Origin of the sequence: Mangrovicoccus algicola (assembly GCF_014903745.1) — a bacterium.
In the GTDB taxonomy this organism is placed as follows: Bacteria; Pseudomonadota; Alphaproteobacteria; order Rhodobacterales; family Rhodobacteraceae; genus Mangrovicoccus; species Mangrovicoccus algicola.
In genome coordinates, this window is the sequence record NZ_JACVXA010000093.1 from 1 (window position 1) to 12724 (window position 12724).

13 protein-coding genes, 1 tRNA gene and 1 pseudogene are annotated in these 12724 nt (G+C 65.0%); 12 read left to right on the forward strand and 3 right to left on the reverse strand.

Annotated features, from left to right (window positions below; translation table 11 throughout):
• The first annotated feature begins 251 nt into the window (after window positions 1–251).
• Window positions 252–626 (forward strand): winged helix-turn-helix transcriptional regulator, encoded by a 375-nt coding sequence (locus tag ICN82_RS19650; RefSeq protein WP_193186546.1) that lies wholly within the window; start codon window positions 252–254, stop codon window positions 624–626.
• An 84-nt stretch (window positions 627–710) separates the two neighbouring features.
• Here the strand turns inward: ICN82_RS19650 and ICN82_RS19655 are convergent, their stop codons facing one another.
• Window positions 711–1724: a nuclear transport factor 2 family protein gene (locus ICN82_RS19655; RefSeq protein ID WP_193186549.1), complete on the reverse strand. Its 1014-nt coding sequence runs from the start codon at window positions 1722–1724 to the stop codon at window positions 711–713.
• 157 nt (window positions 1725–1881) lie between these two features.
• Between ICN82_RS19655 and ICN82_RS19660 the strand changes: the two genes are divergently transcribed.
• The 11 genes and pseudogenes from ICN82_RS19660 to ICN82_RS19705 form a co-directional block, all read left to right on the forward strand.
• Window positions 1882–2931, forward strand: coding sequence for an ABC transporter ATP-binding protein (locus tag ICN82_RS19660; RefSeq protein WP_193186552.1), 1050 nt, complete (start codon window positions 1882–1884; stop codon window positions 2929–2931).
• Between the two features lie 21 nt (window positions 2932–2952).
• Window positions 2953–4161, forward strand: coding sequence for an ABC transporter substrate-binding protein (locus ICN82_RS19665; protein WP_193186555.1), 1209 nt, complete (start codon window positions 2953–2955; stop codon window positions 4159–4161).
• Between the two features lie 24 nt (window positions 4162–4185).
• Entirely contained in the window at window positions 4186–5208 is a 1023-nt protein-coding gene (locus tag ICN82_RS19670; RefSeq protein ID WP_193186558.1) for a carbohydrate ABC transporter permease, read from the forward strand.
• A gap of 1 nt (window position 5209) precedes the next feature.
• The gene (locus ICN82_RS19675; RefSeq protein ID WP_193186561.1) at window positions 5210–6361 is read left to right on the forward strand and encodes a carbohydrate ABC transporter permease; all 1152 of its coding nucleotides are present in this window, start codon (window positions 5210–5212) and stop codon (window positions 6359–6361) included.
• The gene (locus ICN82_RS21570) at window positions 6358–6483 is read left to right on the forward strand and encodes a hypothetical protein (protein WP_269142441.1); all 126 of its coding nucleotides are present in this window, start codon (window positions 6358–6360) and stop codon (window positions 6481–6483) included. The genes ICN82_RS19675 and ICN82_RS21570 overlap by 4 nt, the downstream gene beginning before the upstream one ends.
• The gene (locus tag ICN82_RS19680; RefSeq protein WP_193186564.1) at window positions 6480–7022 is read left to right on the forward strand and encodes an ester cyclase; all 543 of its coding nucleotides are present in this window, start codon (window positions 6480–6482) and stop codon (window positions 7020–7022) included. The genes ICN82_RS21570 and ICN82_RS19680 overlap by 4 nt, the downstream gene beginning before the upstream one ends.
• Complete coding sequence (locus ICN82_RS19685; protein ID WP_193186567.1) at window positions 7019–8071, forward strand: ester cyclase; 1053 nt, start codon at window positions 7019–7021, stop codon at window positions 8069–8071. Before ICN82_RS19680 ends, ICN82_RS19685 begins: the two co-directional genes overlap by 4 nt.
• Before the next feature lie 13 nt (window positions 8072–8084).
• Window positions 8085–9104 (forward strand): LacI family DNA-binding transcriptional regulator, encoded by a 1020-nt coding sequence (locus ICN82_RS19690; protein WP_193186570.1) that lies wholly within the window; start codon window positions 8085–8087, stop codon window positions 9102–9104.
• Window positions 9101–10087, forward strand: a complete 987-nt coding sequence (locus tag ICN82_RS19695; protein WP_193186573.1) for a nuclear transport factor 2 family protein — start codon at window positions 9101–9103, stop codon at window positions 10085–10087. The genes ICN82_RS19690 and ICN82_RS19695 overlap by 4 nt, the downstream gene beginning before the upstream one ends.
• A gap of 6 nt (window positions 10088–10093) precedes the next feature.
• A complete protein-coding gene (locus tag ICN82_RS19700) occupies window positions 10094–11275 on the forward strand; it encodes an MFS transporter (RefSeq protein WP_193186575.1) in 1182 nt (393 codons plus the stop codon).
• A gap of 42 nt (window positions 11276–11317) precedes the next feature.
• Window positions 11318–11679 (forward strand): annotated as a pseudogene (locus ICN82_RS19705) (DDE-type integrase/transposase/recombinase); the annotation flags it as partial.
• A 358-nt stretch (window positions 11680–12037) separates the two neighbouring features.
• Here ICN82_RS19705 and ICN82_RS19710 read toward each other — a convergent pair.
• Together ICN82_RS19710 and ybgC are read right to left on the reverse strand one after the other, a co-directional pair.
• Window positions 12038–12114: transfer RNA gene (locus ICN82_RS19710), tRNA-Met, on the reverse strand.
• A gap of 96 nt (window positions 12115–12210) precedes the next feature.
• The gene (gene ybgC / locus ICN82_RS19715; protein ID WP_193186581.1) at window positions 12211–12609 is read right to left on the reverse strand and encodes a tol-pal system-associated acyl-CoA thioesterase; all 399 of its coding nucleotides are present in this window, start codon (window positions 12607–12609) and stop codon (window positions 12211–12213) included.
• Window positions 12610–12724: the final 115 nt, after the last annotated feature.

A 12724-nucleotide genomic window follows, 5' to 3' on the forward strand; every position in this document is an offset into this window, starting at 1 on the left:
GCGAACCTCGTGACCCTGCGCCTCAAATGTCGCCTTGGCGCGCTCCGCGAGCGTTTTGTTGAGTTTACCGGGGGCAAATTCATAAGGCTGCGCGCCGTTCAGGATGTGGATCTTGCTCATATCGTCTCTTCCGTTGCTCCGCCCGCTTGACTTCGGCGGGGTCCGGGATGAGATGACTGTGGCGGGAAGTAAAAACAACCAGTATACTTTTGGTAACCTAATCCAGCGCGGATCAGCGGAGCTTAAAAACGATGGATGCAAAGATCGAAGTAGACGGTTCCGGCCGACGGAGCGCGGCCAATGCCTGCACCGAACCCTGCGCCATCGAGCGCGGGATGCGGATCATCGGAGGCAAATGGACCGGCTCCATCCTCTGGCACGTCAAGGATGGGCCGGTGCGGTTCAACGACCTCGCCCGGATGATCGGCGGCGCGTCGAAGAAGATGATCACGGAACGCTTGCGGCAACTCGAAGAGCAGGGGCTGGTCAGACGCGAGGTGTGTGACACCGCCCCGATCACCGTGGTTTACGAAATCACCGATTTCGGGCGCACAGCCTTGGGTTTCCTGGATGAACTGCGCAAGTGGAGTGAGGGGCTGCCGAAGACCATTCACCGCGACACTTGAGCCGCGTTGTCGCGCAGCAGCGCTCCGTATGTCTGAAATGACGCGAGCCAGCTGAAGCATCGCAAAGCCGCCCCCGGCCCGTTGTCATTCACGGAGCGTCCCGTTCAGCGCTGTCGTTCTGGCAAGGATATCGATTCCCTGCTGGTTCCAGAAGTGCAGAAGGTCGATGAAGATCCAGTTCTCGGCGAGTTTGTCACCCTCGCGGCGGTAGAGGTCGATCACGCGGAACTCTCCGGCCTTGCCGGTCCCCGGCATGCCCATGAAGCCGCCCGTCGGTGTCGCGGTGAAATTCGGCCAGCCGAAAAAGCCGCCATAGTTGCCCTCGGCCATCCGGCACAGGTGTTTCGTCGGAGTGCGCCCGGTGAAGCCGGCGCGGAACGGGCCGGAATGCTGCTCGGCGTAGCGCGGGATGGTGTAGGTGGCGCCGATGCCCTCCGGGCCCCACCAGATCATGTCGTCGGCCCAGGTCCGGGCGAGTTCCTCTTCCAGCGTCAGGCCGGAGTTCCATTGACCGAGGTCCGAGATCATCGCGTTGATCAGGGCCAGAGTCGCCGCGCCCTCCGCCGGATCCTGCGGCGCCGTGAGAAGCCCGTCATGGGTCATGGGGCCCGGCTGCACCAGATGCGCAGCGGTCTGCACAGGGAACGGGCGCAGCCCGGCCTGCACCATGAAATGCGGCAGGTCGAAATACAGCGCCGTTTCCGCGATGCGCCCATCTTCGACGCGGTGGAATTCGCAGTAACGCAGGAACGCCATCTTACGTGTCGGCGCGATCCCCAGCCATGGCGCATCGAACAGCCCCATGAGATGCCCCATCGAGACGACCCAGGTGCTGGCTTCGCCGTCCATCTCGTTGCGCCCGGCGAAAAAGATGTCCTGCCGACGTTGCATTCGGCGCAGGGCGGCGCGCAGCGGCTGCCAGAACCGCGAGGCGACGGCATCGGCCCCGTGCAATTCGTGAAACGGGTGGTATCCGCGCCAAAGGTAATCGTCCGCTGTCGCAGCGGCAAGCATGTCCGGAATCTGCTCGAACCTTGCATTGTCCAGTTTGTGGTGGAACTCGGCCACGACGGCCTTGGCTGTCTGAATGTCGCTCATTTCTTCGGCACCTTCGGCTTGTTTCCGCGACTTCGCTGACCATCATGAGGCGCGAAACGAAATTTTGCATACGCTTGCAAAAAGAGCTTTCCCGAAGTCGGGCGCGATGTCTACGGCTATTTGCAAGCGTATGCAGATACACACAGCCGGGGGCGACATGGCCGAGATTCAGCTAAGGAACCTGCAAAAGAGATGGGGCGATTTCGTCGGTGTCGAGGGGTTCGACCTGACGATCGCCGACCGCGAATTTCTCGTGCTGCTGGGGCCTTCGGGCTGCGGCAAGACCACGACGATGCGGATGATCGCAGGTCTGGAGGAGGTTTCCGGTGGCGAGATCCGTATCGGGGACCGGGTGGTCAACGACCTCGAACCCAAGGACCGGGATGTGTCGATGGTCTTCCAGAGCTACGCGCTTTACCCGAACATGACCGTCTACGAGAATATCCGGTTTCCGCTGAAGGTGCGCGGCGTTGATCCGGCGAGCCATGATGAAAAGGTCATGCGCGCCGCCGACATGGTCGAGCTGCGCGAGTTCCTGCACCGTCGCCCGGCCGAATTGTCGGGTGGCCAGCGTCAGCGTGTGGCCCTTGCCCGTGCCATCGTGCGCCAGCCCAATGTTTTCCTCATGGACGAGCCGCTGTCGAACCTTGATGCCAAGCTGAGGGTTTCGACGCGCGCTCAGATCAAGAACCTGACCCATGACCTCAAGGTCACCACGATCTACGTCACCCATGACCAGATCGAGGCGATGACGCTTGCCGACCGCGTGGTGGTGATGCGCAAGGGCAAGGTGCAGCAGGTCGGCACCCCGACCGAGATCTATGACCGGCCCGCCAATGCCTTTGTCGCCAGTTTCATCGGCTCGCCTGCGATGAACCTGATCGACGGGCAGGTTGCGGAAGGAACCTTCACCGCCGATGGCACCGCGATTTCCGGCCTCGACCTCCCGGACGGGCCGCTGACCCTCGGCTTCCGGGCAGAAGACGCGCGACTGGCCGAATTCGCAACGCAAGCCGAGATCACCGCCCCGATCTATACCATCGAACTGCTCGGAGACGCGGTGATGATCTCTGTCCGCATTGGCGGCGCGTTGGTGTCGGTCAAGGCCGACAAGAGCTTTCGCGCCGAGATCGGCACGCCGGTGTCGATCCATGTGCCCGCTCGTATCTGCCACCCGTTCGACGCTGATACCGGCGAACGCGTTTAAGCCCATCAAGGAGTACCGACCATGATCTTCAGGACCATCGCCCTTGTGGGCAGCCTCGGCATCGCAGCATCCATGGCGCAGGCCGCCTGTTCCTTCGACAACGAAACGCCCGTGTCCTCGCTCACCGCCGGGTTCGAGGCCTGGAAGGCCGTTACCGACGCCATGGCCGAATGTGGCAACGTGTCGGCCTCGCTCGACCAGGAATTCCGCGAAAAGCAGCCCGAAGCATTTGCCGCGAACCCGGCGCTCTACCAGATCGGCGGCGTCGCCAATTCCACCATCGTGCCGCTGCTCAACGCCGGCACCATCCGCCCGCTTGACGATCTGGTTGCCGAATATGGCGCGGCGCTGAAGCCCAACCAGCTGATCAGGATCGACGGGCAGACCATGGCCGTGGCGATGATGGTCAACACGCAGCACCTGATGGTTCGGCAGGACATCCTCGACGAGCTCGGCCTGCCGGTGCCTGCGACCTGGAATGAGGCGCTGGACACCGCCGAGGCGATCCGCGAGGCGGGGCTGGTCGACTACCCGATCGGCGCGACCTTCAAGACCGGCTGGGATCTGGGCGAGGAATTCGTGAATCTCTACCTCGGCGAAGGCGCGGCCTTCGTCGATGCGGAGAATATGCCCAGCATCGCCAACGAGGCGGGGATCAGGAGCCTCGAGACAATGACGGCGATGACCGAATTCATGGACCCCGAGTATCTGGTCTCGGATTCGACCTACGTGCAGCAGCAATTCCAGCAGGGCAAGATCGCCATGGCCAACCTGTGGTCGAGCCGTGCCGCCGCGATGGAGGATCCGGGCGAAAGCCAGGTGGTCGGCAAGGTCACCATGGCATCGGCTCCGATGGGATCGCAGCGGCCCGCGTCGAGCATCTGGTGGGATGGCATCGTGATCGCGCAGAACATCCCTGACGAAGAGGCCGCCGCGGCATTCCGGGTCGCGATGGAGGGGCTCGACGAAGAGATGGTGAGTGCCAACAACGACGCCGCCGTCTGGCTGGTCGAGGGCTATGTGCCCGGCCCGCTGGCCGCAGGCGCCGCCGCGACGGCCGAGGCAGGTGCCGCCCCCTATCCCGGTTCTGCCCCGATGGGGATCATGCACACGGCGCTTGGCAACGGCATCGCCGCCTACCTGACCGGGGCCAAGGACGCGCAGACCACCCTTGCCGATATCGAGGCGGCCTATCTGGTCGCCGCCCGCGAGGCCGGGCTGGTCGACTGATCGGGCAGGGGCAGGGAGAGCATCATGAAATTCACCACCTTTTCCGCCTTTGTCGGCCCATCGGTCGTGATGATGCTGCTCTTCATCGCCTTTCCGCTGATATCGGTCTTCGTGCAGAGCTTCCAGGTGACGCAGCCTTTGTATGAGGCGGTCGAGGTGGAGACCTGCACGCCGGGCTTCCTCACCCAGACCTGCGTGATCGAGACCCGCAACCAGCCGGTTCTGGGCGAGGACGGCAAGATCGTCACCGAAACCCGCTGGGTCGGCCTGCAAAGCTATGCCAACGTGCTCGAGCTTGGCCGCGCCTGGGATGCTGTGAGCGCGGGCAGCTGGCGCGCGCTCATGGCGATCGACTTCTGGAAGGCACTGCGCTTCACGCTCAGCTTCACGCTGCTGACGCTTCCGGCGGTCATCGCGCTTGGGCTGGCCCTTGCGGTGGCGATCAACAATGCCGGAAAGCGGCTGCGCGGGCCGGTGATTTTCGTCTCGCTGCTGCCCTTCATCATCACGCCGGTAATCGGCGCGCTGTCGATCAACTGGCTGTTCCGGGGCGACGGCATCCTGACCGCGCTGATGGAACGCGCCTCGGGGCAGGACATCTCGATGTTCGCGCAGGCCTGGACGATCGAGGTGCTGATGATGCTCTACCGGGTCTGGCACGTCGCGCCCTTCGCGGCCATCGTGTTCTATGCCGGTTTGCAGACCGTCAGCAGTGACAGCCTCGAGTCCGCGCTGATCGACGGGGCCAGCCGCTGGCAACGGATGAAATACATCGTCATCCCGCACCTTATGCCGCTCATCCTCTTTGTCGGGATGATCCACCTGATGGACAGCTACCGCGTCTTCGAAGAGGTCGTCGGCTTCTCCAGCCAGGGGCACGTCATCTCGCTGCAATGGCTGACCTACGATTTCCTGCAACCGGATCAGGCGGGCAACCGGTCGATCTCGCGCGCCTCGGCCAGCGCCATGCTCACCATGGTCGGCATCGTCATCCTGCTCATCCCGCCGCTCAAGCGCAGCTGGCGCGACCATAGAAAGGCGCATTGACATGGCCACCGCCCTTGCACGCCAACCCGTCTCGCTGAAGCTGCTGTCCTCGGGGTTCCTTGCCCTTTGGTGTCTTGTCGCCGCCTTCCCGATCCTGTGGATCGCGGTGATGAGCGTCAAATCTCCTGTGGACGCTTTCGACGACCGTTTCTGGAATGTCGTCACCGGACCCGCGACGCTGGCGAATGGCAGCGGGGTGTCGGTTCTGGGGATCGCTCTATATCTGGCGGCCTGCTGGGGCATGGTGCGGCTGGTCGCGCGGCAGATGCCCTCGCTGATCGGCCAGATCCCGCCTAGGCGGCGCTGGATCGGCTGGGTGCTTGGCGCTGCGGTCGTGACGCTTGGCGCCGCGCTGGTGCTGTTCGTGCTGCTGCCGACGCTTCTTGCGGTGCTCAATCCGCTTGCCGGTCCGCTGGGGCGCGACGTCTTCGGCTTCACCACCGAGCATTACCGCACCGTCTGGATCGAGCGCGGCTTTCTGCGCAATTTCCAGAACTCGATGATCGTGACCTGCGGCGTGGTGCTGGTGTCGCTTACCGTCGGCACGCTGGCGGGATACGGGCTGGCGCGGTCGGGCAGTACGCTGGCCTTCTGGATCCTGATCATCGCGCTGGTGTTCCGGGCGCTGCCGCATTCGGTGCTGGTCGCAGGCTACCTGCCGGTATTCATCAACTCCGCCGAAATCCTGCGCCCGATCCTCGGTGACGCGGCACCGACGCTCTATGGCAAGCCGCTGGCGGTGATCGCGGTGCTGGTCGCGATCAACCAGCCCTTCACGATCTGGATGCTGCGCAGCTTCTTCCAGAACATCCCTGCCGATCTCGACGAGGCGGCGCGCGTCGACGGCTGCACGCATTTCCAGGCATTCCGGCGGGTCATCATGCCGGTGATGTGGCCGGGGGTGATCACCACGGGGCTGTTCTCGTTCCTGCTGGGATACAATGACTTTCTCGTGACCTCGCTGCTGTTGGATGCGCAGAACCAGACGATGGTTCCGGCCATTGCGGGCATGTTCAACCGCGAGACCACCACCACCGATCAGGTGGTCGCCGTGGCCGCCGCGGTGTCGATCACCGCGCCGCTGTTCATCCTCGTGATGGTGTTCCAGCGCCAGATCGTCAGCGGCCTGACCGCCGGGGCGGTCAAGGGATGAGCCGCGCCGCCCGTCATGGCGCCCGCATGCGCCACCCCGCGCTCAACCGGATGCCGCGCGATTTCCTGAAAGGGGCCACCTTTGCCACCCCTTTCGAAATCAACAAGGACACGACACGATGACCACGACATCCACGGGCGCACGCCCCGAGCAGGCGGCGCTGAGCCGCGACACCGACATGTGCAAGACCGCCGAGACCCGCGCTGTCATCGAAAGCATGGTCGACGGGCTCAACGATCACCGCATCGATGACATCGGCGCCTTCTTCCACGACAGCTTTCGCTGGATGGGAAACACGGGCTGCGGCACCAAGACCGGCCTGCGCGAATTTCAGGACAACTGGCAACGCCCGTTCCAGGCGGCATTCTCGGACAAGGTCTGCATCGACGAGGCGCGCCTGTTCATGGGCGAATGGGCGGCAGCCTTCGGTCGGCAGGAGGCCGTCCATTCCGGCCCCTTCATGGGCATCGCCCCCACCGGCAAACGGGTCGAGATCCGCTACATGGATTTCTGGAAGGTCGAGGACGGGCGCATCCGGGACAACTGGGTGATGGTCGATTTCCCGCATGTGCTGGCGCAGCTTGGCCATGACGTTTTCGGCGGCGAGGGTTGGGAAGCCTTCGACAGGGGCGCGCGCACCGCGCCGAGGCCCGCCCGATGAGCTGCCGCCACACCGATCACAAGGCGCTGATCGCGCCCCTTCGCGCCGCGATGTATGATTTCGACGAAAGCGGCGTGCGCAGGGCGCTGGATACCGCCTTCGCCCCCGATGCGCTGATGCGCATGTGCCATCCCTTCGGTGATCTGACCGGACCGCATGCGCTTTATGACAGCTGCTATGCGGCGCTTTTCGATGCAGTCCCCGACCTTGAGCGCCGCGATTACATCGTCATGTCCGGCCCTGACGAATTCGGGAACGACTGGGTCGGCGCGGGCGGTTATTACACCGGCACCTTTGCGGGGCCGTGGCTCGACATCCCGCCGACGGGGCGCCAGATGCACATGCGCTTTGCCGAGTTCTTCCGCATCGTCGGCGGCCGCGCCGTCGAGATGCAGGCGATCTGGGATATCCCCGAGCTGATGATGCAGGCGGGGGCCTGGCCCATGGCGCCGAGCCTCGGGCGCGAATGGCATGTGCCCGGCCCCTCGACCCAGGATGGGCTCGTCCCCGGCCCGCGCGACGAGGCCCGATCCGATGCCAGCTGCCGCCATATCGTCGACATGCTCGAGCACATGAAGCGGCACCCGTCACAAGGCGGCCCCGAGGTCATGGAGATGGACCGTTTCTGGCATCCGCGCATGAGCTGGTACGGCCCATCGGGCATCGGCACCGGGCGCGGCATCGCGGGTTTCCGCAACTGGCACCAGATCCCCTTCCTTTCGGGAATGCCGGACCGGGGGCAGTATCTCGACGAGATCACCTATCATTTCTTCGGCGATGGCGATTATGCCGCCGTCACCGGCTGGCCCAACATGATCCAGACCGTGACGGATGATGGCTGGCTCGGCATCGCCCCGGCGGGCAAGCGGATCGAGATGCGCAGCCTTGATTTCTGGCGCATCGAAAACGGCCTCATCCGCGAGAACTGGGTGCTGGTCGATCTGCTGCACGCCTATCATCAGCTTGGGGTGGACGTCTTTCGCCGGCTGCGCGAATTCAACAAGGCACGGGTGCCCGGGCGGGTGCCGTTCCCGGTAGGCGCACCATGAAGGGGAGAGAGACATGGCCGAAAAGGTGACGGCACAGATGGTGGCCGAACGGGCCGGGGTCAGCCAATCCGCGGTGAGCCGGGTCTTCACGCCCGGCGCCTCGGTCTCGGCCCGGACCGAGAAAAAGGTTCGCGAGGCGGCATCGGCGCTTGGTTATCGGCCCAACGTACTCGCGCGCGCGATGGTCTCGGGGCGCAGCCGGATGATCGGGCTGGTGGTCGCCTATCTCGAAAACCAGTTCTACCCCGAGGTGCTTGAAAAGCTGTCCAACGCGCTTCAGGCCGAGGGCTATCACATCCTCGTCTTCATGGCCTCGCAGGAGGCGGGAACGCTCGACACCGTGGTCGAGGAGATCCTCGACTACCAGGTGGAAGGGATCGTGCTGGCCTCTGTCTCGCTCAGTTCGGACCTTGCGTCGCGCTGCCAGGCGGCGGGCGTGCCGGTGGTGCTGTTCAACCGCTCGCAGGACATCGACGGCATCAGCGCCGTCACGTCTGACAATTTCACCGGGGCCTTTCAGGTCGGGCAGTTCCTGCTTGCCGGAGAGCATGAGCGCATCGCCTATCTTGCGGGATGGGAGGGCGCGTCGACCCAGCGCGACCGCCAGAGGGGCTTTGTCGCGGCGCTCGACGTCGCGGGGCGACGGCTGCACGCATGGGAGGATGGCCGGTTCGAGCCGTCCCGCACGGCGGATGCCGTCCGGATCATGTTCGACCGCTCATCGCGCCCCGATGCGGTCTTTGTCGCGGGTGACCAGATGGCCCTGATCGCGATGGACGTGCTGCGGCACGAACTGGGCCTTTCAGTGCCCGGCGACGTCTCGGTCGTGGGCTTTGACGACGTGCCCGCCGCGTCCTGGCTGTCCTACCGGCTCACGACCGTCCGGCAGCAGGCCGACCTGATGGTGGCGCGCTGCGTGAGCACGCTTCTTCGCGCCATAGAAACCCCCGGTGCCGCGCCCGAGCGCCATGCCATAGAGGCGCCCCTGATCCTGCGCGCCTCGGCCCGTATTCCCCAAGGATGGACCCAATGAACGGCTTCGACCCCAAGTTCCGCGACTTTCCCGACTACATCATCGGCATCACGAAGGAGATCTGGGAAGACCGAGGCATTGCCACGCTGCATGACTATTACGCGCCGGACATCGTGGTGCGGTCGCCGGCCTCGGTCGTGTCCGGGAACCAGGGCGTGATTGCCGCGACCATGGCAACGCTCGCCGAGTTTCCCGACCGTACCTTGCTGGGCGAAGACGTGATCTGGTCAGGCACCCCCGAGGAGGGCATGCTCAGCTCGCACCGTATCCTGTCCACTGCGACACATCTTGGCGACGGGGTCTATGGCGCCGCCACCGGGCGAAAGCTTCAGTACCGCATCCTTGCCGACTGCCATGCGCGGAACAACATGATCGACGACGAATGGCTGATCCGCGACCAGGGCGCGATCGTGCGCCAGATGGGCTGGGAGCCGCGCGCCTACGCCGCCGATCTCATCGCGCGCGAAGGCGGCGTGGAGGCTTGCGTACAGCCGCTGACACCGCAGACCGACCGGCCCGGCCCATATTCGGGGCGCGGGAATGACAGCCCCTGGGGGGTCCGCTATGCCGACCTGCTCACCCGTATCATGGGGGCGGACATGCGCGCCATTCCCGAGGAATACGATCGCGCGGTACAGTCGGAATATCCCGGTGGCATCACCGGCCACGGCACCGGCCCGGTGGATCGCTTCTGGATGGGCCTGCGCGCCGCCTTCCCGCGCGCGACATTCGAGATCCACCACCAGATCGGCCGGGACGATCCGATGATGCCGCCCCGCGCCGCCGTCCGCTGGAGCCTGACAGGGACGCATGACGGCTGGGGCGTCTTCGGCGCGCCGACCGGGGCTAAGGTGCATGTTCTTGGCATTTCTCACGCCGAGTTCGGCCAGATCGGAACCGCGACGCCGAAGCTGCGCCGCGAATGGACGCTTTATGACGAGACCTCGGTCTGGAAGCAGATCCTGATGCAGACCGGCGCCTGATCTCTCATGTCGGCGCTCAGGGGCACAATCGCGCTGCTGGCACTCGCCTGCGGCGCGCTTGCGGCCAACGTCTATCTCGCGCAGCCGCTCGCAGGCCCGATCGCTGCAACGATCGGCTTGCCGCCGCAGGCAGCAGGCTGGATTGTCACCCTGACCCAGCTCGGTTACGGGCTGGGGTTGCTTTTGCTGGTGCCGCTGGCTGACCGGGTGGAAAACCGGCGGCTGATCCTCTCACTGGTCGCCCTGGCGGGACTATCGCTCGCGCTGGCAGCCGTCGCGCGGCAGGCCGGTGTCTTCCTCGCCGCAAGCCTCGGCATCGGCCTGGGGTCCGTCTGCGTGCAGGTTCTGGTGCCCTATGCAGCTCATGTCGCGCCTGAAAAGGCGCGGGGCACGACCGTCGGCCTGGTCACGGCCGGGCTGATGCTCGGCATCCTGCTGGCGCGTCCGGCCGCCGGCCTTGTCGCCGAGGCGCTCGCCTGGCCAGCGGTCTTTGCCAGTGCCGGTGTGCTGATGTGCGGGCTGTTCATCCTGTTGGCCCTGCGCTTGCCAAAACGTCGCCCTGATCAGCGCGAGCCCTATGCATCGGTTCTGCGCTCGATGCTTCACGCGCCGTTCCGCTACGCATTGCTTCGCCGCAGGATCGTCTACCAGTCCGCGCTTTTCGGAGGCTTCTCGCTGTTCTGGACAGCGGTGCCGCTCTGGCTGATGCAGCCGGGCTGGGGGTGGTCCGAAGGGGCGGTCGGCCTGTTCTCTCTTACCGCTGCAAGCGGGGCGCTTGCCGCCCCCATGGCCGGGGCACTGGCTGACCGTGGGCGCGGGGATCGGGTCACGTGCGGCGCGCTGGCGATGGCGGCCGGCGGCTTTGCGCTTGCTGCGGTTGCGTGGCCTTCCAGCCCATGGTCGGTCGCCGCGCTGGTGTCGGGAGCAAGCATGATAAATGCGGCGGTCACATTCAGCTTCGTCGTCGGGCAGCGCGCCATATTCGAGCTTGAACCGGGTGCCCGTGCCCGGTTGAACGGTATCTTCATGGCGAGTTTCACGCTTGCCGGGGCCGCGGCATCCGCGCTTGGAGGTTGGCTGCTGGTCCATACAGGCTGGACTGTAACCGCTTGCTGCGGAGTGGCTTTCCTAATTCCGGCGCTCGCGCAGATCCTATGCAAATCGGCAAAGGACGCGGAGGTTCGCTGAGTGCCTGCCTTAACGGGTTGGACTTGCCCGGACCAGAAATGAGGCGCCGACATCTCGTACATCTGGACTGCCCAAGGCTGGCTTTACCTCGCTGTTGTCATCGATCTGTACTCCCGGATGGTCGTGGGCGGGCCGCAAGTGACCGGCTGAAACGGGCGTTGGCGCTCGATGCTCTGAAGAGCGCGATCGCCAGCCGGAACCCGGCTCCGGGCTTGATCCATCACAGCGATAGCGGCAACTGTTACGACAATTCCATGGTCGAGAAGTTCTCCAAGACCATCAAAGCCAGGCTGATCCGCACGACGGCGTGGCAAACACGACGGCAGGCCGAGAATGCCATCGCCAGATACATCGACGGTTTCCATAACCCCGTCAGACAGCATTCATCACTCGGCTACCTGAGCCTCATTGCCTCCGGGCGAAAGGCCCGGGAAGTGAGCGAAACTCTCCCCGAAACCCGGGCAGGTCCAAGGCGAAGAATGCCTTTCGCGCAGCGGAAGCCGAGCTTGCGGCTTTGAAGGGAGTTGATGAGGGCGTCGTTTTCGATCCGGCCATACCGGGCCGCTATGCGTCCGCGCTTCGCGATCTCGTGGCATCGCTCACCGCGCCCGATGGCAAGCCCGACAACAAGGCGCGCGATGCGGTGCGAGGCTTGGTCTCCGCGATCATCGTCTCGCGTCCGGAGAGCGATGGCATCCCTGTCGAGGTCAGGGGGCGTTTGAGCGCCCTCATCACAAACTCGAATTTTCAAGTGGGGGGTAATGGTAGCGGAGGAGGGACTTGAACCCCCGACACGCGGATTATGATTCCGCTGCTCTAACCAACTGAGCTACTCCGCCAGAGAGTGCGCCGGGAATATGGGCCGCGGCGGGCGGCGTCAAGGGCGCAACCGGGCGGGGCCGCGGATTTTTCGCGCGACGTGGGGGCAGGCGGGTTCAGTCGGCCCCGGGCAGCGCGCGCAGCGCGGCGGGCATCCGCTGCGGGCGGCCCTCGAGCGTGGCAAGGGCAAGGGTCGCCAGCGCCCGGAACAGGCAGGTCCCGTCGCGGCGCACCTCCTGCATCAGCACCAGCCGGGCGCCGGTGGCGGCCTGAACCTGCGTCACCACCTCCAGCTGGTCGTCGAACCGGGCGGGGGCCAGGAAATCGGCCTCGATCCGGCGCAGCACGAAGACCTGGCCCGCGGCACGCAGGGCATTCTGGTCGATCCCCAGCCGGCGGACCCAGTCGGAGCGGGCCCGTTCGATGAATTTCAGGTAATTGGCGTGATAGACGATCCCGGCCATGTCCGTATCCTCGTAATGGACGCGGCAGGAAAGGACATGGGGGGCGGTCATGGCGGTCTCCGTATCGGGCTGCGCGACGATCTAGGCGGGCCGGGGCGGCGGTTGCAAGCCGCCAGGGCCGGACCCGGCCGGCGCGGCGCCCGGAGGCCCCGGCCGGTCGCGGTCC